We start from the raw sequence: 21,022 nt of genomic DNA on the forward strand, positions 1-21,022 counted from the left end.
GCAAGCAACACAGCGTACCGGTAGAATTTATAGATTTTAAAATTTTAGATATTTTGACTTATTATAAAAATAAAGATAATGAAGAGCCAGTTTTTGTCCCTGAAGAAAATTTAGACTTTTTTGATGATAATGCATTTTATCTTGACGAGACACTAGAGATCGAGCAGGTCTATGACGTGGAATTTTTTGATGTTAGGCTAAATGCTGTACCAAAGCTTCCAAAGATAGAAATCGGTGTAAATTCAACAGTTACAAAAGTAGTCGCAAAGGTAAAAGCTACAAAAGATTGTGAATACGAACAGCATTACGAAGATAAACTTTTTGAATATATCGCCAAACAGCTTATGAAAGCTCAAATTTTAATAGGTATAAGGATCGGCAAACTAAAAGACGAGCTAAAACAAATCGCCTCAGTTGTGCATGTAAAGGGCGAACTTGATAAAGACTACATACTAAACATAACGCAAGGTATAAATCCAAAAAAAGCTACCGATGCAAAGATACTTTACTACTACAAAGATAAACTTGATGCGATAAAAGAGGAAGATAAGGTTGATTACGCTGATAGAGGTTTTGTTTTTGGTGTAGCACAAGATGAAGTGATAATGGAAGAGAAAAAGTCTCACGAAGGGCAAAATGGCCGTGATGCGAGAGGTAAATTATTAGCAGTAGAAAAGCCAAAAGAAGATACTGGCAAAGAGATAAGCATAAGCGAAAATATAGAGAGAGTAGAAAATGACGATAGCATAATATATATCGCTAAAAAATCAGGATATGTAGTTGAGAAAAATGGCTCATTTGATATTGAAGAGCGTATAGAGATAAATGAAGCAAATTTTAAAACAACTGGCTCTATTCAAGCAGGCACTGATACAAATGTGACTTTGGTGGTTAGGGAAACTGATACTATAAAAGACGCCATCGGCACTGGCATCATCGTGGAGGCTGACGAGATCGAGGTTAAAGGAAACGTCGGTGCAAATGCGATGGTTAAAGCAAATGAAGTAATAATCGGCGGTCAAACACACCAAAAGGCTAAAATTTATGCAAAGAGTGCAAAAATTTCTATCCACATCGGTAAGGTTGAAGCTGAAAATGTTGAGATAGATAGGCTAGAAGGCGGAAATGTCGTAGCAAAAAGAGTTAAGATAAATAGCGTCGTTGGTGGCTCTATAACTGCTCAAAATATCCAAATAAACACACTTGGCTCAAACTGCACTATCACAGCTTCACACTTAATAGACGTAAGATATTTAAGAGGTACTGATAATAAATTTATAATCGATACCAGCAAAATGCCCGAAAGTGCTGAGGCTACGCAAGAGCAGTTAAATAAGATCGAAAATACAAAAGCAGAGCTTGCTTCTCTTCTAAAAAATATTGAAACAAAGAAAAATGTCATAAATGAAAATAAAGACTCGATTTATACCATAAAAGCAAAGGTAGAAGAGCTCTCAAAAGCTAAAGTGATACCGCCAGTTACCTTTATGAAAAAGCTAAAAGAGTATCAAGGTCTAGTCAATGAATACAATACTTTGTTAAAAATTTTTAAAGATAAAAAAGAGTTGCTAGCTACTTTAAAAGATGAGCTTGAGATCATGCAAAATGGAATATTTTCTGCAAAAGTGATAAATAGAGGCAACTGGGTTGAACTAAATGAGATTAGATTCGTTATCGTTGATCCTCCACAAAATGTCACTTATATCTCAAAGCAAAATGAAACCGCTCATGCCATTACTTTAGAGAAGATCGGCGATGGCGATGAGGCTGAGTATAAGATCAAAAAGTCAAATAAATTAGAAGACTACACAGATACAAATTTTTAAGAATAAAAGGTTAAATGATGATAAAAGCGATCGAAGGTATCGTCAGCAGAAAAGATCCCGCATTTGTGATACTTAAGACAAATAGCGGCGTAAGCTATGGAATTTTTATCTCGCTTTTTTGCTCAGCCAAGCTTAGCAAGGGCGAAAAAGTCGAGCTTGCCATAACACAGATCATAAGAGAGGACGCAAATTTACTCTATGGCTTTTTGGATGCAAATGAGCAAAAGATGTTTGAAATGCTTATTAAATTAAATGGTATCGGAGCTAGCACGGCTATGGCAGTTTGTTCAAGTCTAAGCTCACAAGCATTTACAAATGCCATAATAAGCGGCGATGCAGATACTTTTAAAAGTGTGCCAGGTATCGGACCAAAGACTGCTAGACGCATTATAGCTGAGCTAAGTGACGCAAAACTAATAAGTGATGAGAGTGTGCCAAGCTATCAAAATGAGGCACTTTTGGCACTTGAGGCGCTTGGCTTTAAACGTGAGAAGATAGTGAAAATTTTGCCTGATTGTAAGAGTGAAAATACGAGTGATCTTATAAAAGAAGCATTAAAGAAATTAGGATAAGGATTAAAAAGATGAATTTAGGTGTGATATTTGGAGCAAAGAGCTATGAACACGAGATAAGTATAGTTAGTGCGATAGTTTTAAAAAATGTCCTAAAGCAAGAGCTAAAATTTATATTTTGCGACGCAAATAGAGATTTTTATCTTATCGAAGAGAAAGATATGAGAGCAAATTTCTTTAGCTCTGGTAAATACAAAAATTCAAAAAAGCTCATTTTGTCTAAGGGCGGATTTTTCATACACTCTCTTTTTGGCGATAAAAAAGTAGAGTGTGATGTCATTATAAATTTGATTCACGGCATGGACGGCGAAGATGGCAAGATGGCAGCACTTTTTGACTTTTACGGCATAAAATATATAGGTCCAAGGCTTGAAGTAAGTGCGCTTAGCTACAACAAAGAGCTTACTAAATTCCTAGTGCAAAAGGCTGGTGTAAAGGCGCTTGACTATGAGATGCTAACTCGTCAAAGCGAACCAAAATTTCACTATCCTATTATCTTAAAGCCAGCAAGACTTGGAAGTAGTATCGGCGTAAATATAGTGCATGACGCCAGCGAGCTAGCTTATGCAAAAGACGTAGCATTTGAGTTTGATAAGGATGTGCTTGTCGAGCCTTTTATAAATGGAGTAAAAGAGTATAACCTTGCAGGCTGTAAGATAGATGGAAAGATAAAATTTTCTATCATCGAAGAGCCAAAAAAGAAAGAATTTCTTGACTACGAGCAGAAATATCTTAGCTTTTCAAATGAAAACAAGGTAAAAGAGGCTGAAATTTCTGAAGAGCTAAAACAAAAGCTTAAATTTAATTTTTCAAAAATTTATGATTGTGGATTTGACGGAGCGATCATTAGATGCGACTTTTTTGTGATAGATGATGAGGTCTATCTAAATGAGATAAATCCAAATCCAGGAAGCCTTGCGAACTATCTATTTGAGGATTTTGAGAGCACTTTAAATGCTCTTGCAAACTCACTTCCAAGAGAGCGTAATATAAAGATCGATTATAGCTTTATAAACTCGATCACTTCAGTAAAAGGTCGCGGAAAAATTTAGACCATTTAGTAGATTATAAAGTACTTTGTGATATTTTACGTAAAATTTTACACAAAGAGTGACAATGGTAACTTTTACAAAAGATGAAATTTATACAGCAACTGAAGTGGTTAGAAATTTTAGTTCAGTGCTCTCTCGTGTGGGAGCTAATGAATTAAAAAGAGCGGTCATTGTTAAAAATAATAAATTTGAAGCAGTGCTTTTAAATATGGAAGAGTATGAGCGCCTTTGCGAAGCAGTGAGCGTGCTTGAGAGCATTTATACTGCGAAAAAAAGAGAGAACGATGGCGAGTAGGGCGGTAAAATACGGCTCAGATGAGTATGAGATCAGCTACGAAGTAGTAAATCCAAAATGCAAAAAAATAGTGCTTTTCTTGCACGGCTGGGGCGCTAATAAAGAGATAATGAAAAAGGCTTTTGGGCACTATTTAAACGAGTTTTGCCATGTCTATATCGACATGCCAGGCTTTGGTAAAAGCTCCATTAGTGATCCGTTAAAAACAAGTGATTATGCAAAAATTGTTGAAAATTTCTGTGGTGAGCTTGGCATAAAGCCAGATATCATCGTAGGTCATAGCTTTGGTGGCAAGGTCGCAACGCTTCTAAAGCCGCCGTATCTTGTGCTTTTGAGCTCAGCTGGCATAGTTGTCAAAAAGCCATTTATCGTGCGCGCAAAGATCGCTATTTTTAAAATTTTTAAGCTTTTTGGATTTGGAAAATTTTATAAATTCTTTGCCACAAAAGATGTAAGCGGTATGAGTAGAGTGATGTATGAGACCCTAAAAAACGTTGTTGATGAGGATTTTACGAAGAATTTTGATGGCTTTGGTGGCAAGGCCTTGATATTTTGGGGCGAAAATGATAAAGCAACGCCTATAACAAGCGGAGAGAGCATACATAAGCTCATTAAAAATAGCTCATTTTTTCCGCTTAATGGTGATCATTTTTTCTTTTTACTTCACGCTAAATTTATAAGCGAAGAGATAGAAAAAGGGCTAAAATTTGAGCTAGATGAGGCTAGAAATATTGTGCTAGATGACGATGAGAGCGGTATCGAGGAGATAAGATGAGTATATTTTTAAGCATAAGCACAGTTTTATTTATCTTTGCGCTCGCTTTTTATGTGATTACTTGCTTTCAGTGGTTTTCATATAGGCCTGAGCGCGTGCTCTTTCACTTCACAAAGCCCGCTTGGCACGTCTTTTTCTTTATTGTGCCGTTGGTGCTATTTTATACGACTGGCAAGTGGTTTTTTATCTATTTTTACTTTGCTCTTTTGCCAGCTCTTTATCTTTGGCACAAAAAACTTGATAAAAAGCTAGTCTTTACCGCCAGGATCAAGCACTTTTTTGCGATCCTTGCTTGCGCTATCATCTTAAACTACGCTCTAAATTTTATCATTCACAAGGTATTTTTAGCTCCGATGCCACTTTTTGTCTTGGTTGTGAGCCTATTTTTTAGTGAAATTTTAGAAAAGATAAAATTTCAAGGATTTAAAAACAAGGCACTTAAAAAACTTGGCGCAAATAAAGATCTAAAAATCATCTTGATCACCGCAAGCTACGGCAAAACTAGTATCAAAAATTTCTTATTTGAAATTTTAAAAGATAGCTTTGTCTGCTACAAAACGCCTCGCAGTGTAAATACAATGGCTGGCATAATTAAAGACATCAATGAAAATTTAAGCGAGCAAACGCAAATTTACATCGCAGAAGCAGGCGCTAGGCTAAGGGGTGACATTTTAGAGATCACTAAATTTCTAAACCCACAAATCGTCATCGTAGGTGAGATAGGCGCGCAACACATTGAGTACTTTAAAACACTTGATAATATCCGCTCTACCAAGCTTGAAGCACTTCAAAGCGCTCGTTTGCAAATGGCATTTTTACATAGCTCGACAAAAAAAGAGCCAAGCCAAAATTTAGAAATTTACGATGAGAGCCTAAAAGATATAAATGCAAATTTAGATGGAATTTCGTTTACGCTTGGTGACAAGAGTTACGCTTCGCCGCTACTTGGCAAATTTAACGCTACAAATTTAGCCGTTTGTATCAAGGTGGCAAGATATCTGAAAATGAGTGATGAAGCAGTAAATAGAGCGCTATCTAAGATGAAAAACGTAGAGCACCGCTTAAATAAGATCGAAGCTGGCGGCAAGCTGATAATAGATGATAGCTTTAATGGAAATTTCTCAGGAATGAGCGCCAGCTATGAGCTAGTAAGCACTTATGCAGGCAGAAAGGTGCTATTAACTCCTGGTATCGTGGAAAGTGATGCGGAGCAAAATGCAAATTTGGCTAAGATCATCAACGAAATTTTTGATCTTGTCATCATCACAAGCTCGCTAAATGCTGAAGTTTTACTAAAGCACATCATAAAGCCAAAGATCATCATCTTAAAGGATAAAAATAAAATGCAAGAAATTCTAGCTCAAAATACACGTGCTGGCGATCTTATACTATTTTCAAATGACGCACCGAGCTTTATATGAAAAAGATAGTTTTTTTAATCCTAGCTTTAAATTTAACATTTGGCTTTGATATTGATGATTATGATAGAGGCATTGAGGCGCTAAATGCCGGAGATTACGTAGCTGCGTATGAAATTTTTTATGATGGTTGTGAGCAAAAAGATGTGCTTTCGTGCGAGGCTTTGGGCGATATGTTTGTAAATGAAGAGATAAATGAGCAAATGGATAGTGATCTAAAAAAGCACTCAAATATCGAGCTTGGCGTGAGTTATTATATGAAAAGTTGCGACCTTGGCTACCAAAATGCTTGTGATGATGTTATGAGCTTAAGGGACGATTTAAACATAAGCCTTCCAGCTGGTGTTTATGAAAACGCCAAAGCAAGGTACGATGAGATAAGACAAGAAGACGAAAAAGAAGAAGCCTTAAGCGAGCAAAATACGACTTTGCAAAAATAAATTCTCTAGTTTTAGACTAGATTTACTTTTAGCGTATGCTCTTTTAGGCTTGCTGGAATTTTGCCATTTTCAAGCTCGATTAGTTCGCTAACTCTTAAAATATAAAAATCCTGCAAACTTCTGTTTGCAAATTTTTCAAGCTTTTTTGAAAGCGTATCAAACATATAAAACTCAGCTTCATTGCTAGCTAGTAAAAAATCAGCCCTGCTATCAAACGCATTAAAGATGGTCTTGCTTGCAAGTGCAAACGCAAGTTTTTCGTTTACTTTTAAAAGTTCAAATCCACAAGGAATTTTGATGTTTAGATTTATAAAATTTGCTCTAAATTTATCTAAATTTTCAGGGATTTTATCGCTTACGGCTATTTTGAACTCTTTAAATTTATTCAAGCTCTTTATCTTTTCAAGCTCATTTTTTGAGGTTTCATCCTCTTTTATTCCTAAAATTTCTTTAAAAAATCTAATCGCTGCGGTATAAATTTCGCTTCCGCTAAAGATAAAATCATCAATCTTGCAAGCTATTAAAATACCATTTTCATTGTTGATAAGCCTCATGATCTCATCATTTTTTTCTTTCTTATAAAGATGATGAGCCAGTATGATAGCAGCTGCACCTATAAAATTTGGCTCGTATTCTCTCACAAAATCAGCATAAAAATATGGTTTTAAGCTTGCATAAAATTCTTTGTCTGCTTGATCGCAAAATTTCTCAAATGGCTTAAATTTCTCCCAAAAGTCGTCATCGTTTATTTCAAGATCTAAAACTGCTCGTTTTTCATCAAGTGGCGAAATCACAATCTCGCCTGCAAATTTTTCATATAAATTTACTAATGGTTCAGCAGTGTTCACTACGACATCATTTACTTTCACAAAGCCAGTTGTTGGCTGAAAATACGGATCAATTTTTTTAACATGCAAAAATAGCTCGTCAAGGTTTGCGTAATCTAAAATTTCTAAAAAATATGGTTTAAAATACGACAAAATATCCTTTTTTGCATTAAATCTAAAAATTTCTATTTTTTGCATTTGGCTCCTTTTTTGGCTTATTTTATCCTAAAATTAAAAGGAGTTTCATTATAATGGCCCGATGGATAAAGAAAATTTTACGATTGAATGCTTTGGTAACGCTTATATTGGCGATGATGCGGCCGTGCTTGGCAAGCAGGTCTTTAGCAAGGATATCTTTGCTGAAAACTCGCACTTTAAGCATGGCTGGCTAAGCCTTGAAGAGATCGGCTATAAGGCGATGATCGTAAATTTTTCAGATACGATCGTGATGAATGCTAGGCCAAAATTTGTCCTTCTTGGACTTAGCTTGCCAAAAAATTTCACACCGCAACAAATCAAAGAGCTAAGTAGCGGCATAAATAGAGCGTGCGAGGAGTTTAGTGTAAAGATTATCGGTGGAGATACGATAAGTAGTAAAATTTTAAATATAAGCGTTAGTGTAATTGGCGAGCTAAATGGTAAAGCTGTGCTTAGGAAAAATGCAAAATACGGCGATCTGGTGGCTTTTACTGGCGAGCTTGGAGGTAGTCAAAAAGGGCTAAATTCGCTTCTAAGGCTAGCTCAAATTTCAAAAAATTCACGATTTAAAAAGCCTATTTTAAGAGATAAATTTTTCTACAAAGCAGCTCATCTTGTAAACTCCGCTATGGATATCTCAGATGGGCTAAATGCAGATTTTGCTAAGCTTTTAAAGGCTAACAAAAAGGGTGCTAAATTTACAAAAAAGCTAAGTAAATTTGAGCTTAGTAGCGGTGAAGAGTATGAAATTTTATTTACTTTTAGTCCTAAAAATTTAAACGCTATCAAAAGGATTGCCGCAAAAACACGGACAAAGATTAGTGTCTTTGCAAAAATTTCAAATAAAAGGTTAAAACAAAATGCAAGAAACCACCACTTTTAAGCCACTTTATGCACTCACTCATGCACCTATCGAGGCCTATTTTTCTAAAAATTCAGATGATTTTGTCGTGCGCGAGATACCGCTTTATGAATTTAGTGGCGATGGCGAGCACTTGATCGTTGAGATTTCTAAAAAAGATATGACGACAAGCGATGCTTTGCATGTTTTAAGCGAGGTTACAGGAGCTAAGATGCGCGACTTTGGCTATGCTGGACTAAAGGACAAGCAAGGCATGACGACTCAGTTTATCTCGATGCCACGTAGATTTGAGAGCAATCTAGCAAACTTTAGCCACGAAAAGATGAAAATTTTAAGCCTAAATGTGCATAAAAATAAGCTTCGCATCGGACATCTAAAGGGAAATAGCTTTTTCATCCGCTTAAAAAAGGTGCTACCAAGTAATGCCAAAAAGCTAGAGCAAGCATTTGTTAGCATCGATAAAATGGGCTATGCAAACTACTTTGGCTATCAGCGTTTTGGTAAATTTGGCGACAACGCTGCAACTGGGCTTGAGCTACTTAAAAATGGAACGATAAATGGCAAAAAGAGCAAAAATGTAAAGCTAAACGACTTTTTGATCTCGGCATATCAAAGCGATCTTTTTAATCGCTGGCTTAGCAAGCGCGTTGAAATTTCGAGATTTGCGCAGGATTTTAGCCTAGGCGAGCTAGGTCAAATTTACCCGTATCTTGACGGCGCGATTTTGAAAAATTTAAAATCTCAAAAGAGATTTTTTAAGCTAATTGAGGGCGAAGTTTTGGGTCACTACCCGCACGGCAAGTGCTTTTTGTGTGAGGATTTGGACGCAGAGGGCGTACGCTTTGACGCTAGAGATATCACTAGCTGCGGGCTGATCGCGGGCGCGAAGGCGTATGAGGCGCAGGGCGCGGCTAGGGCGGTAGAGGATCAAATTTTCGCGCAGGCAAATGAATATAAAGCTAAAATGACGGGGTCTAGGCGCTTTGCGTGGTGCTACTTGGAGGATACAAACTATAAATACAACGAGGAAAAAGCGCACTTTACGATAAAATTTACGCTGCAAAAAGGAAGCTACGCGACTGTTGTGCTAGAAGAAATCTTGCATAAAAACATCTTTGAGTAGGGCGGCAACTCGTCTTGCGAGCGCTTTTAAATGATTTTTGCATCTATGCTCGCAAGTGCAAGCAGAGTATAAATTTCGCTTTACGATAGGCTGTGTGTCTTATCTTGGGACGAATTTTACTTCTTCTATTTAGCTAAGAGCATAGCGACGTAGGAAGCAATTAAAACCATCTCGCAAGACTTCACCTTAACTTTCAAGTTTAAATTTCGCAAATCAAAATCCGCCTCACCTAATGCCCTTTAAAAACTGTGAGTAAAGCGGTGCAAAAACTTTACCTTATCGTTTTAAGCTCAAATTTGCGCACTAAGACCCGCACCTTAATATCACTAAATTTTACTCGTAAAGCAAGATACGCTGGCGACGCGAAACACAAGTGTTTCTAAGCTCGTTTGGATATAATGGGTTTGCAAATTTATATTTTAAAAGGATTAAAAATGGCAAATATTTTTCTTTGCTCTTACTTTGCGGAGGTTGCGAGCAAGATTAATGAAGTGGTAAATTTTCAAGGCAAAGATATTGTTTTTATAGATACTGCGGCCAAATTTGAAGAGGTAAATTTCTACGTCGGCGAAGCGGTGGAAATTTTAGAAAATTTTGGTGCGAAGCTAAGACGCCTTGACGTCTCTTGCGCCAAGAATTCGGCGGCACTAGTATCTAGCCAAGATGAGCCATCTTGTGAAGATGAAATTTTATCTGCCATTAGTCAGTGCGACATCATTTACGTTAGCGGTGGAAATACATTTTATCTTCTTAGTAAGTTACGAAAGTCGCATGCTGCACAAGCCATCAAAGATGCAGTTCAAGTAGGGAAAATTTATATCGGAGAGTCAGCAGGTGCGATCGTAGCGGCACCAGATACGAGATATGCTACGCTTATGGATGAAAATAGCGTAAACGTGAGTGATTTTACAGGCTTAAATTTGGTGGATTTTTTCATAGTGCCACACTTTGGTTGTGAGCCTTTTATAGAAGCTACACGCGAGATAATGGAAAAATTTGGCAATTCTTGTGATTTGCGTCCTATAAATAATGCAGAATTTATCGCACTTTAATATAAAAATACAGCTGTTTGACGAGTAAAAATTTATATAAAACGTAAGCTAGACTTTTGCTTAAAGGGTTTTTTATAAATTCACTTTTTGTGTGTAAAATTATATGGCTTAGAAGAAGTAAGTGTAGTTGCAATAAAATCTAAAGCTATAAATTTAAGCCAAAGCCGCTATAATTTCACTCTGGCACGGTAAGCGATCGCTTTTGATTTTTGCAAAAGAGGAAAGTCCGAGCTGCGATAAGACAAGGTTCCATCTAACGGATGGCTAGGGAAACCTAAGGGATAGTGTAACAGAAAGTAGACTTCCGCTTCGGCGGTAAAGGTGAAACGGCGGAGTAAGAGCCCACCGGCACGCTTGGTAACTTGCGTGGCCATATAAACCCAACCTGCAGCAAGAAGGGATGGTTTTGGTCTTATATTAAAACCCTTCGCTAGAGCTTGTTTGTAAAAGCAAGCGTAGATAAATGATCGCTCAAGACAGAACTCGGCTTAACGCCGTGCCTTTAAATTTACTAGATTAGTTTGTTACGTATTTTTGAGCTTTTTGTAGCTTTATAAGCTCATTTTGGATGTGCGAAGACTTGTTTTTTAAAAGCTCTATTGCTCCGCCGATTAATGCTTGTGCTTCTTGTGCTGAAGCTAGGCTCGTAAACATATCCTCACTAAAATTTTGTGATAAAGTAGCTATCTTGCCTGTGTCTTCGTTTATCAATGCTAATTTAAATTCATTGATCCAACTATTCACCTGACGTTACCTCTCTCCATGCTTCAGATAGTTGCTTTACAACATTGGTTACTTCATTTAAAGCTGCGATATCGTTTTGTATATTTGCCATAGCAAGAAGCTGCATCTGTCTTGTATAAAGGCCGCTAAGATAGTGCGCTACATCGCCTTGAGAATAATCAAGTGAATTTAAAAGCTCAACAAAAATAGCGTTTGTCCTATTTATATAATAAACTTTTTTCTCTATATCTCCAGCTTCTATCGCCTTTTTGGTACGAAATATAAATTTTAAAATTCCGTCATAAAGCATTTCTATTAATTTAGTTGGGGACTCAATGCCCCCAAAACTAGACTGTGCGTATGCACTATATGCACTTTGATTCATCTTTTTCTCTTATTTTCTGCTATTTATCTCTGCATCGATCATTGATTTTAGTGTCGAGAACTGATTTTCTAAGCTTGCGATGATAGCGTTATACTTGATAAAGCGCTCTTGCATTGTTGTATATTTTTCATCTAAAAGCTTTTGTGTGCTCTCTTTGTTTTTTGTGATCGACTCATTTTCATCTTTTAACTGATTTTGCATAGCAACCATCGTACCACTTTTACCAACGACACCATCAAGCATTTTAGCTAGCTTTGTAAATAGCCCATCTGTCTTTTTGGTTACTGGATTTATGGTAGCTTCATTCATACCTAGAGCTGTTAAGGCTGAATTTTTACCTTTTACCTCGATATTTTCGCCATCGCTTCTTTTTAAAATGATTCTTTTACCGCTTTTATCAAGACTAGCTGTAACTCCAGTTATGCCAGCGTCATTTATAGCTTGTTGAAGTTTTAGTGCGTTCTCTTCGGCTGTGGCAGTAGCAGTAGTTGAGAATATAACTGACTTGCCGTTTATCGTAAGATCACCAGCTTTTATGTCCAGTGCTCCAGCGCTAACAGTCGATGCTCCCATATAGCTTATCGGCTCGATCTTGCTTGATCCCATGAAAAATTTCTGAATCTCTTCAGGATCTTTGCTAAGAGCTGCATTTAGTTTATTTAGATCAAGCTGAAGTTGTCCGTCTTTATCAGGCACTATACCATATTTGCTTAATGCTTTGCCTTCACTATCTTGTCCATTTACAAGACGACCAATGTTTGATCTTAAGCTTGAAATTTCGCTAACACCTTGGAAAGTGCCAGCTCCTTTTTCTTCGTCATATTTTGTGGCTATACCAAGGTTCATGGTCATTAGGTTGTAGTCTTTGATAAATTCTTCAACCGCTTTTATTACCTCTTTTGTATCTTGAGAGACGCTTACGTTTGTTTTACCAGTTTCATTTAATGTAATAGAAATTCCCGGCCTTAAGTCGTTGAAGGTATTTTTGCTTCTTTTTACATTTACTCCGTTATATGTAAATTCAGCATCTTGTGCCTTTAAAATTCTATTTTTCTCAAAATTTGATGTCATCTTTGGTGTGCCATCAGGATTTGTTAGTAGAGTGCCATTTGCATCTTTATCTTGAAACTGCGTACTATCCCAGCCAAGCTTATCTAAAACACCAGCCGTATCATTTGAAAATTTAATAGTCTGTGTTGCGCCAGTGTTGCCTGATTGAAGCATGATTTGATTTGGCTTATCTCCGCCAACGTTTAAAATTCTGGCTTGCAATTTACCACGACTAATATCATTTATCTTGTCTACAATATCTTGATATGTGGTCGATCTAGTTACGCTAATAGAAAATTTTTGTCCATCGATCTCAACATCAAAAGAGCCGTTATTTGTCGCACCTACTAAGTTTGAAGCGTTTTTGAAATTTGAGCTTTGAAATGTATCTTTTTGAGCAAGTTTTTGCACATCGATACTAAAATTTTGCACGCTAACGCCATTTGCTGCTGAGGCTGTTACGCTTTTGCCAGCATTGTTTGTAGTTCTCTTTAGATAAAGTGCCTCTCCGCCAAGCGTTTTGCCACTTACGTTTACGTTGCTAACTAGAGTTTTTAGCGCTGCAAGGTCTTTTTGCTTTAGATCATTTCTTTCTAGCCTTTTTGTTAAAGGCTTGATCTGTCCTGCTTCATCTGCTTCTTTTAGCTTTTTGATAAGATCATCATTTAGACCACTATTTTTTGTACCTAAGCCTAAATTTGTTACGTTACCTACTGCCATTTTTAACTCTCCTTGTCAAAAAGTATTCCGATACTTTCTTTGAAATACTCGCTTATTCTTATAGCTTCTTTGCTTGGAAGCTGTGTTATCTCTTCGCCAGTTTTAGCATCTTTTACTTGCACAACCATTAAATTTAGCTTCTCATTGTAAGCAAACCTTACATTAGTATCGAGCTGCTGCATTTGATAGTTTAGTCTGTCAGTGACCTCTCTTGTTCTTTTGGCAAGCTCTTCGTTGCTAAGTCCGTCTAGCTCGTTAACATCTTTTGTTTCATTGTTTTTATCAGCACTTAATTTAATATCAGAATGCTCGATAGGTCTGCTATCTATTTGACGCTGAACAGATGTGCTCATGCTCGTATCTAGTACCTGATTTGCTGCTGCCTTAAAGATTTCCATAGTTTTACTCCTTAAAACTTACGTTAGCTTCTACATCGGTAAAATTTTAAAATCCTTTAGTGTTTATATAAATTTTTGATTATTTAGGCTAAAATCGAGCAAAAATTTATAGGAAGAGATATGAAAATTTCATTTGAGTGCGAGTGTATTTTACTTCAAAAGACACTGCTGCTTTTTTGTGGAAATTTAGCTGCTCATCATAAGGATTGTGATTTTGTAGTGAGTGACCGCGAGATTGCGACAAAAAAACCACTATTTATAATAGGAAAAAATGCTCATCTTTCTCATCCTTTTACCAAAATGGTACTTCTTGATACACTTGAAGAATTTTACTCAGCTATGCAGATTTCAAAAGCAAATGAGCTAAATGAAGCTAAAAATGAAAAGGGCTTAGAGGAGAAAATTTCACTTTTGATAGATAAATTTAAAGCCGATCTTCTTGAAATTCTAAGGGTAAATCAGTGAAGCTTTACACTAAAATCTCAAGTGGTAAATTTAAAGGTAAAAGGCTTGAGCTGCCAAGCCTAAGCACGACTAGAAGCACAAAAAGCATCGTAAAAGAGTCCTTCTTTAACGTCATTAGAGATGAAATTTACTCGCTTACATTTATAGAGGGTTTTGGTGGAAGTGGCGTGATGGCAAGCGAGGCCGTTAGCAACGGAGCACGTGAGGCTATCGCTATTGAAAAAGATAGAGCCGCTTTTAAGATCACACAAAACAATCTTGCTAGCCTAGAGTGCTCAAATTTAAAAGCAATAAATGGCGATACCTTTTCTGTTTTACCCGATATTGTAAATTCTCAAAGTGGCAAGGTCTTGCTCTATCTTGATCCCCCATTTGACATAAGAGCTGGCTTTGATGGCATCTACGAAAAGCTTGTAAATTTAATCTCACAGCTAAAAAAAGAGAAAATTTATATGATAGTTTTTGAACACAACAGCGACTTTAAATTTTGCGATGAAATTTCTACATATAAACTTGTAAAATTTAAAAAATTTGGAGCTACTTCGCTCTCTTACTTCCAATAATTTATAAAAATTTGGAACATCTTTTGCTTTAAAAACCTAAAAATAGCTAATTTTTAGGAAAAAATATGAAAAAATTTTTATCTTTTGTAGCAGCTTCTGTGATAGCTACTTCAGCTTTTGCTACGCAGATAAAAGAGCTTGCAAGCATAGTTGGCGTAAGAGATAACCAGCTAATAGGCTACGGCCTAGTTGTCGGACTAAACGGCACAGGTGATGGCTCAACGTCAAAATTTACGATACAGTCTCTATCAAACATGCTTCAAGGTGTAAACGTAAAGATAAACCCAGATGATATCAAGTCAAAAAATGCAGCTGCTGTTATGGTAACAGCTAAGCTTCCTGCATTTGCTAGGCATGGCGACAAGCTTGACGTCGTGATCTCATCTATCGGTGATGCAAAAAGTTTGCAAGGTGGTACGCTTCTCATGACGCCACTAAAAGGCGTTGATGGTGATATTTACGCTTTGGCTCAGGGTGCTCTTAGTATCGGCGGTAAAAGCATGGGCAGATCAGGTGGCAATCATCCAACCGTCGGCTCTATCCTAAATGGAGCTTTAGTTGAGCGAGAAGTAACTTATGACATTTACAATCAAGATAGCATAAGACTAAGCCTAAAAGATACAAATTTTAAAACCGCTCTTGATATCCAAAATGTCATAAATGCAAATATTTCTGATGACGCTGCAAAAGCGATCGATCCAAGAACGGTTATCGTTAAAAAGCCAGATGATGTTAGTATTATCGAGCTTGCAAGTGCTGTACTCGATCTTGATGTAGAGTATAAGCCAGATGAAAAGATAGTAGTTGATGAAAGAACTGGCACGATAGTAAGTGGCATAAATGCTGTGGTTAGTCCAGTTGTATTAACTCATGGTGCAATTACTATAAAAATAGAGCCAAATAGCTACGATGAAGCAGCACAAAATGATGTAAATATAGGAAGCGATACGTCGGTCGCACCTAGCCAAAATTTACTTAAAATTTCAGGTGAAAAAACAACTGTTGCAAATGTAACAAGAGCTTTAAACAAGCTTGGAGCAACACCAAGTGACATCATATCGATACTTGAAAATTTAAAGCGAGTTGGTGCGATACAAGTTGATTTGGAGATAATATAATGCAAATAGATAACACCTTAGCGCTAAATTCATACAATGAAATTTCTACAAATAAGATAAAAAACGCAAATGCTAAACAAGATGCACTTTTAAAAGAACAAACCGATGCGTTTGAGGCATATATGGTAAAGGCTGTTCTTGATATTGCTTTAAAAGAAGACGAGCACAACTCGCTATATCCAAAGGCTGCTGGTAGCGATATCTATAGGTCAATGTATAACGATGCAATGAGTAAAGCATTGAGCGGAAATCTTGGTTTTTCAGAACTTTTGTACGATTTTTTAAAGAGAGACTCTTAAGTAAATTTATATTCTGCCGATGTAGTGATATAAACATTTTATTTTAAGAGGTATGAGCATGATAACACCTTTGAACCAAAGACCAAATTTCCAGACAAATACGCTAAATAAAAATGGCGATGCCAAGGTCGAAACTCAGAGTAAAGAAGTAAGAACAAACGAAAACGCAAAGCTAAAAGAGATAGCTGATGCCATAGCAAATGGCACTTATCAGGTTGATATCTCAAAAACGGCTAGGGCTGTGGCTGATGCGTTGCTGTAATTAAGGAATTTAAATGATTAAAAAGCTTTTGGACGAGGCTATAGGCGAGCTTGATGAGCTTATAAATTTAACCATACAAGATATCGCAAATATAAAAGAGGCTAAACACTCAAGCGTTGATGAGAGTGTAAAGAAAAAAAATGCCTTAGTTCGTGCATTTGAAGATACAAAAAGAGCACTAGATAAAGAGCTTTTAAAGGTATCAAAAGAGAGCGGTACGACTACACTTGCTAGTGTTTTAGACGATGAAGTGAAGTCAAAGCTTGTACTTATGCGTTCAAAGCTTGAAAATTTACATAAAGTTAATAAAGAATATGCAAGGCATGTCGTTGCTGTTAAAGAATTTTTTGACTCACTTAATGAAAAAATTTTTGGCACTAAAACAAGTGAATACGGCCAAGATGGAAACAGCATAGATAATAATTTTTATAAATCAAGGGTTTAAAAAATGGCTAATATTTTTATGTCATTAGGCACGGGTGTTTCAGGGCTAAATGCAGCCCAGCTTCAAATAAGTACAACCGGAAATAATATCGCAAACGCTGACAGCAACTACTATACAAGGCAGCGTGTTGTCCAATCTGCATCTCCAGCGATGAATACAGTCCCTGGCGGAGTTGGCACAGGCACACAAGTAGATACTATAACAAGACTTCATGATGAGTTTGCCTACTCAAGATTAAAATACTCATCGTCAAATTTAGAAAACACAGCCTATAAACAAAGAATTTTGCAAGAAGCTACAAAATATTTTCCTGATCTAAAAGATAATGGAATGGTAAAGGATATTCAGGAGTATTTTTCCGCGTGGAATAACTTTGCTTCAAACCCTAATGCTGGTGCTCAGAAAGTAAATTTGATAAATAAAGCAAGTGTATTGACCGCAAGTATCAACCGCTCATCAAAGATGCTTTATGATATGCATGAAAAGATCGATGAAACAATAAAAATAAATATAAATGAGATAAATTCGCTAGGCAGACAAATAGCAAATATTAATAAGCAAATCCAAAGAATAGAATCAGGCGCGGACGCTGGTATAAAAATAAATGCAAATGATCTTCGTGATAAACGTGATGAGCTTGAGCTTGCGATGTCAAAGCTGGTAAATACAGCAGTTTATAAAAGTGATCTAAAGAGCAATTCTAGGGTAGATACAGGAATAACAGATCAAGGAAAATACTACAATCTAAATATTGGCGGTGTAAGTATCGTTGATGGTGTAAATTTTCATGAAATTTCTATGAGTTCAACTGAAAGTGGACGATATACAAAAATTTATTATGAAAGAGAAGACGGTAGAAGAATCCCAATGGAAGAAAAGATCACAGGTGGTAAAATCGGAGCTGCACTTGATCTTAGGGGCCGAAACTATGAGCCAGATAATGATAAATTTAGCGATGGAACGATCCAAAAATATATTGATAATTTAAATACATTTAGTAAAACCTTGATAACAAGTACAAATAATATCTATGCCGAATCCGCAGTTGAAATTTCTAACTCAGATCCGATAAGTTATTTAGAAGGCGATAAGACGTTGATGAATCATGATAATAGTATAAGAAACGGAAGTTTTGAAGCTATTGTTTATGATAACAAAGGTAATGTCGTGGCCAGAAAAACTATAAATGTAAATGGTACGACGACGATGAATGATACAAGATATGGCAACTCTATTGTCAAAGACTTTAACTCAAACTCAGATGACAATAAAGACAATAATATGCTAAATGACGTTGATGACTTTTTTGAGGCGTCATATTTTTATGATAAAAATACTCAAAAAGGTACATTTTCTCTCATTCCAAAACAAGCTCAAGGGCTTTATAGCATATCGATAGTCGATCACGGTACAAATTTTCCAGGTGCTGTTGGCATAAATAGATTTTTTTCAGGTACTGACTCAAATAGTATCGGCATAAATCAAAATTTTACCCAAGACCACACAAAGCTTCGTGCCTACTCAAAGCCAGTTATCGGAAATAATGAAGTTGCAAATAAAATGATCCAGCTTCAGTATCAAAAGCAGACCTTTTACTCAAGTGGCATAGCGCTTGATAGAGATGAGACGGTTGAGGGATATTACCGCTATCTTACGACTGATATGGCGAGTGATACAGAGGCAAATAATACGATCCACGATACAAATACGTCTTTGCAAAAGACAGCTGAAGAGGAATTTCAATCAACAAGTGGCGTAGATACCAATGAAGAGCTTACAAATTTGATCCGCTTTCAAGCTAGTTACGGCGCAGCTGCAAAGATCATCACGACCGTTGATCAGATGCTTGACACGCTTCTTTCACTAAAACAATGAGCGAGCTAAAGAGCCTTTTAGACTCGCACGTACTTAGTAAAAATACAAATTTGGGGCTGTTTGAAGCCCCAGATCCACTTCAAGTAGCCACTAAATTTAAAGAGCCAAACATAGCGCTCATTTGTGCGTTATTTGCTTATGGTAATGCAAAAATGATAGTAAAATTTCTAAATTCGCTTGATTTTGGTTTGCTTGATGAGAGTGAGCAAAATATCAAGAAAAATTTATCAAATTTTAAATATCGCTTTCAAAATGAAAATGATGTGAGAGAAATTTTTATCACTCTCTCACGCCTTAAAAAAGAGGGCGACATAGAGGAAATTTTACGCCAAGGTCTTGCAAAAAATGGCGAGATGATAGAGGGCGTAAATGAGCTTATCAAATTTATATATAAGCTAAATTCTTACCGCTCGGACGGATATGAGTTTTTCTTTGGTAAGAGTTTTGACAAAGAGCCACAAAGCCCATATAAACGCTATAACATGTATCTTCGCTGGATGGTAAGGGATAGCGACATTGACCTTGGACTATTTAAGAATTTACCAAAAGATAAGCTTTTGATGCCGCTTGATGTTCATACGCATAGAGTTTCTTTAAATTTAGGACTTATAAATAGAAAAAGCTACGATTTCAAAGCAGTTATGGATCTTACAAAAAAGCTTAGAGAATTTGACGAGCTAGACCCGATAAAATATGACTTCGCGCTTTATAGAATAGGGCAGAGTAAAGAGTTAGAAACTATCATAAAAAATCTTAATCAATAAAAATTATTGCTAAATTTTTAAATTTAGGGTAGACTTGCCATACAATTTTATCCACAAGGAGCTTGTATGAAAAAAATCGTTTTACTAAGTGCAGTTTTAGGAACTTTGCTTTTTGCTCACGAAGGTCATCACTTTGATGCAAAATCTGGTGAACATCTAGTTATACCTGTTAATGAGCTAAGCGAGAAGGGCGATAAGAGTGTCGGCGAAGTAGTAGCTGTTAAGACAAACTACGGCGTTGCATTTTTTCCAAATTTAAAAGGACTTACTGCAGGGCTACACGGCTTTCACATCCATGAAAATGCTGACTGTGGTGCGACTGAAAAAGGCCTTGGTATGAAAGCAGGCGGCCACTGGGATCCAGCCGGTACAAAAATGCACTCTTTTGCATGGGATGATAAGGGTCACAAAGGCGATTTACCGGCACTTTACGTAGATGCTGAGGGTAATGCGAACTATCCAGTACTAGCCCCAAAGATAAAAAGTCTTGACGAGCTAAGAGGTCACTCATTAATGGTTCATGTTGGTGGCGATAATCACAGCGACAACCCAAAAGCACTTGGCGGTGGCGGTGCTAGAATGCTTTGTGGCGTTATTAAGTAGCCACTTTAATAAACGAGTCTTTGAGCTAGATCCAAAGGCTCGTTAAATTTTAAAAATCTCTCATTTCAAATATAAAAATTTTACAAAAAGATAAGTACAAATAAATTACAATCTGCTTTTATTTCAATTATCAAAAGAGCAAAAGATGGAATTTGATCTACTTAGCTATGTCGTTTTTTTTGTAGCTGCATTTTTAGGCGGTTTTATCGATTCTATCGCTGGTGGAGGTGGCCTTATAACGCTTCCAGCTATTATGGCGATGGGCGTGCCACCACACCTTGCACTTGGTACAAATAAGCTTCAAGGTGTCTTTGGTAGCTTTACAGCGACTCTAAATTTCACAAAACGGGGATTAATTAATTATAAAGAGTGCTTTGTAGGTATCGTTTTTACTTTTATTGGAGCTATCATCGGAGCGGTGGTTATCCTATTTTTAAATACAAATTTTTTAAAGATAATTATCCCATTTTTGATGATTGCTATTTTTATCTACACGCTTTTTATGCCAAAAGTCGGTGAAAATGATAGAGCTGCAAAGATGAATGAAAAGCTATTTTATGTAGTTTTTGGGCTAATACTTGGCTTTTATGATGGTTTTTTTGGTCCAGGAACAGGCTCTTTTTGGACATTTGCTATAGTGGCATTAATTGGGCTAAATTTAAAAAAGGCTGTCGCTCATACGAAACTCTTAAATTTTACTAGCAATATCGTTGCTCTTGGCATTTTTATAGCTGGCGGACAGATGCTTTGGGCTGTTGGACTTTTGATGGCAGTTGGTCAAATTTTAGGCGCATATTTTGGATCAAATCTTGTCATTAAAAAAGAGGTCAAATTTATTAGAACAATGTTTCTAGTGGTAGTTGCAGTGACTATTTGTAAATTGGTTTTCGATTATTTCAGAGTTTAAAATTA

The 21,022-nt window shown here is 36.6% G+C and carries 25 protein-coding genes and 1 other RNA gene; 21 read left to right on the plus strand and 5 right to left on the minus strand.

The window, feature by feature from the left end:
- The 7 genes from CYP54_RS04920 to CYP54_RS04950 all read left to right on the plus strand — a co-directional run.
- A partial coding sequence (locus CYP54_RS04920) for a flagellar assembly protein A (protein ID WP_103604418.1) occupies nt 1-1,826 on the plus strand: 1,826 nt, incomplete at its 5' end.
- Nucleotides 1,827-1,843: 17 nt separating this feature from the next.
- Entirely contained in the window at nt 1,844-2,398 is a 555-nt protein-coding gene (ruvA, locus tag CYP54_RS04925; RefSeq protein ID WP_087577129.1) for a Holliday junction branch migration protein RuvA, read from the plus strand.
- 11 nt (nt 2,399-2,409) lie between these two features.
- Entirely contained in the window at nt 2,410-3,450 is a 1,041-nt protein-coding gene (locus CYP54_RS04930) for a D-alanine--D-alanine ligase (protein WP_103604419.1), read from the plus strand.
- A gap of 64 nt (nt 3,451-3,514) precedes the next feature.
- Entirely contained in the window at nt 3,515-3,745 is a 231-nt protein-coding gene (locus CYP54_RS04935) for a type II toxin-antitoxin system Phd/YefM family antitoxin (RefSeq protein ID WP_021091404.1), read from the plus strand.
- A complete protein-coding gene (gene estV / locus CYP54_RS04940) occupies nt 3,735-4,520 on the plus strand; it encodes an EstV family lipase (RefSeq protein WP_103604420.1) in 786 nt (261 codons plus the stop codon). Before CYP54_RS04935 ends, estV begins: the two co-directional genes overlap by 11 nt.
- A complete protein-coding gene (locus CYP54_RS04945; RefSeq protein ID WP_103604421.1) occupies nt 4,517-5,941 on the plus strand; it encodes a Mur ligase family protein in 1,425 nt (474 codons plus the stop codon). Before estV ends, CYP54_RS04945 begins: the two co-directional genes overlap by 4 nt.
- Nucleotides 5,938-6,378, plus strand: coding sequence for a hypothetical protein (locus CYP54_RS04950; protein WP_103604422.1), 441 nt, complete (start codon nt 5,938-5,940; stop codon nt 6,376-6,378). Before CYP54_RS04945 ends, CYP54_RS04950 begins: the two co-directional genes overlap by 4 nt.
- Before the next feature lie 11 nt (nt 6,379-6,389).
- Here the strand turns inward: CYP54_RS04950 and CYP54_RS04955 are convergent, their stop codons facing one another.
- Nucleotides 6,390-7,403: an HdrB C-terminal domain-containing protein gene (locus CYP54_RS04955; RefSeq protein ID WP_103604423.1), complete on the minus strand. Its 1,014-nt coding sequence runs from the start codon at nt 7,401-7,403 to the stop codon at nt 6,390-6,392.
- 61 nt (nt 7,404-7,464) lie between these two features.
- Here CYP54_RS04955 and CYP54_RS04960 point away from each other — a divergent pair, with 61 nt between their 5' ends.
- The 4 genes from CYP54_RS04960 (at nt 7,465) to rnpB (ending at nt 10,947) form a co-directional block, all read left to right on the plus strand.
- Nucleotides 7,465-8,286: a thiamine-phosphate kinase gene (locus CYP54_RS04960; protein ID WP_103604424.1), complete on the plus strand. Its 822-nt coding sequence runs from the start codon at nt 7,465-7,467 to the stop codon at nt 8,284-8,286.
- Nucleotides 8,264-9,388, plus strand: a complete 1,125-nt coding sequence (gene truD, locus CYP54_RS04965) for a tRNA pseudouridine(13) synthase TruD (protein WP_103604425.1) — start codon at nt 8,264-8,266, stop codon at nt 9,386-9,388. Before CYP54_RS04960 ends, truD begins: the two co-directional genes overlap by 23 nt.
- A 434-nt stretch (nt 9,389-9,822) precedes the next feature.
- On the plus strand, nt 9,823-10,440 hold the full coding sequence (locus CYP54_RS04970; protein ID WP_181001524.1) for a Type 1 glutamine amidotransferase-like domain-containing protein: 618 nt from the start codon (nt 9,823-9,825) through the stop codon (nt 10,438-10,440).
- 180 nt (nt 10,441-10,620) lie between these two features.
- An RNA gene (rnpB, locus tag CYP54_RS04975) (RNase P RNA component class A) lies at nt 10,621-10,947 on the plus strand.
- A 9-nt stretch (nt 10,948-10,956) separates the two neighbouring features.
- Here the strand turns inward: rnpB and CYP54_RS04980 are convergent.
- Genes CYP54_RS04980 through flaG form a run of 4 tightly spaced genes read right to left on the minus strand, consistent with a single transcriptional unit; the run spans nt 10,957 to nt 13,716 of the window.
- Nucleotides 10,957-11,184 (minus strand): hypothetical protein, encoded by a 228-nt coding sequence (locus CYP54_RS04980; RefSeq protein WP_103604427.1) that lies wholly within the window; start codon nt 11,182-11,184, stop codon nt 10,957-10,959.
- Nucleotides 11,177-11,548, minus strand: a complete 372-nt coding sequence (fliS, locus tag CYP54_RS04985) for a flagellar export chaperone FliS (RefSeq protein WP_035167483.1) — start codon at nt 11,546-11,548, stop codon at nt 11,177-11,179. The genes CYP54_RS04980 and fliS overlap by 8 nt, the downstream gene beginning before the upstream one ends.
- 9 nt (nt 11,549-11,557) lie before the next feature.
- Nucleotides 11,558-13,318, minus strand: coding sequence for a flagellar filament capping protein FliD (fliD, locus tag CYP54_RS04990; RefSeq protein ID WP_103604428.1), 1,761 nt, complete (start codon nt 13,316-13,318; stop codon nt 11,558-11,560).
- Between the two features lie 2 nt (nt 13,319-13,320).
- A complete protein-coding gene (flaG, locus tag CYP54_RS04995) occupies nt 13,321-13,716 on the minus strand; it encodes a flagella length regulator FlaG (RefSeq protein ID WP_103604429.1) in 396 nt (131 codons plus the stop codon).
- A gap of 120 nt (nt 13,717-13,836) precedes the next feature.
- Between flaG and CYP54_RS05000 the strand changes: the two genes are divergently transcribed.
- The 10 genes from CYP54_RS05000 (at nt 13,837) to CYP54_RS05045 (ending at nt 21,017) form a co-directional block, all read left to right on the plus strand.
- The gene (locus CYP54_RS05000) at nt 13,837-14,181 is read left to right on the plus strand and encodes an ornithine carbamoyltransferase (RefSeq protein WP_103604430.1); all 345 of its coding nucleotides are present in this window, start codon (nt 13,837-13,839) and stop codon (nt 14,179-14,181) included.
- Entirely contained in the window at nt 14,178-14,744 is a 567-nt protein-coding gene (rsmD, locus tag CYP54_RS05005) for a 16S rRNA (guanine(966)-N(2))-methyltransferase RsmD (RefSeq protein ID WP_054196707.1), read from the plus strand. The genes CYP54_RS05000 and rsmD overlap by 4 nt, the downstream gene beginning before the upstream one ends.
- A gap of 65 nt (nt 14,745-14,809) precedes the next feature.
- On the plus strand, nt 14,810-15,862 hold the full coding sequence (locus tag CYP54_RS05010; protein ID WP_103604431.1) for a flagellar basal body P-ring protein FlgI: 1,053 nt from the start codon (nt 14,810-14,812) through the stop codon (nt 15,860-15,862).
- Complete coding sequence (locus CYP54_RS05015) at nt 15,862-16,161, plus strand: rod-binding protein (RefSeq protein ID WP_054196705.1); 300 nt, start codon at nt 15,862-15,864, stop codon at nt 16,159-16,161. Before CYP54_RS05010 ends, CYP54_RS05015 begins: the two co-directional genes overlap by 1 nt.
- A gap of 58 nt (nt 16,162-16,219) precedes the next feature.
- Complete coding sequence (locus CYP54_RS05020; protein WP_181001525.1) at nt 16,220-16,423, plus strand: flagellar biosynthesis anti-sigma factor FlgM; 204 nt, start codon at nt 16,220-16,222, stop codon at nt 16,421-16,423.
- A gap of 13 nt (nt 16,424-16,436) precedes the next feature.
- Entirely contained in the window at nt 16,437-16,868 is a 432-nt protein-coding gene (gene flgN / locus CYP54_RS05025; RefSeq protein WP_072594306.1) for a flagellar export chaperone FlgN, read from the plus strand.
- Between the two features lie 3 nt (nt 16,869-16,871).
- Nucleotides 16,872-18,743, plus strand: coding sequence for a flagellar hook-associated protein FlgK (gene flgK / locus CYP54_RS05030; protein WP_103604432.1), 1,872 nt, complete (start codon nt 16,872-16,874; stop codon nt 18,741-18,743).
- Nucleotides 18,740-19,507, plus strand: a complete 768-nt coding sequence (locus CYP54_RS05035) for a TIGR02757 family protein (protein WP_103604433.1) — start codon at nt 18,740-18,742, stop codon at nt 19,505-19,507. The genes flgK and CYP54_RS05035 overlap by 4 nt, the downstream gene beginning before the upstream one ends.
- Before the next feature lie 66 nt (nt 19,508-19,573).
- On the plus strand, nt 19,574-20,110 hold the full coding sequence (locus CYP54_RS05040) for a superoxide dismutase family protein (protein ID WP_103604434.1): 537 nt from the start codon (nt 19,574-19,576) through the stop codon (nt 20,108-20,110).
- A gap of 145 nt (nt 20,111-20,255) precedes the next feature.
- Nucleotides 20,256-21,017 carry a TSUP family transporter gene (locus CYP54_RS05045; RefSeq protein ID WP_103604435.1) on the plus strand — a complete coding sequence of 254 codons (762 nt, stop codon included), beginning with the start codon at nt 20,256-20,258 and terminating at the stop codon, nt 21,015-21,017.
- Nucleotides 21,018-21,022: the final 5 nt, after the last annotated feature.

The organism is Campylobacter concisus (assembly GCF_002914005.1).
Lineage (GTDB): Bacteria > Campylobacterota > Campylobacteria > Campylobacterales > Campylobacteraceae > Campylobacter_A > Campylobacter_A concisus_N.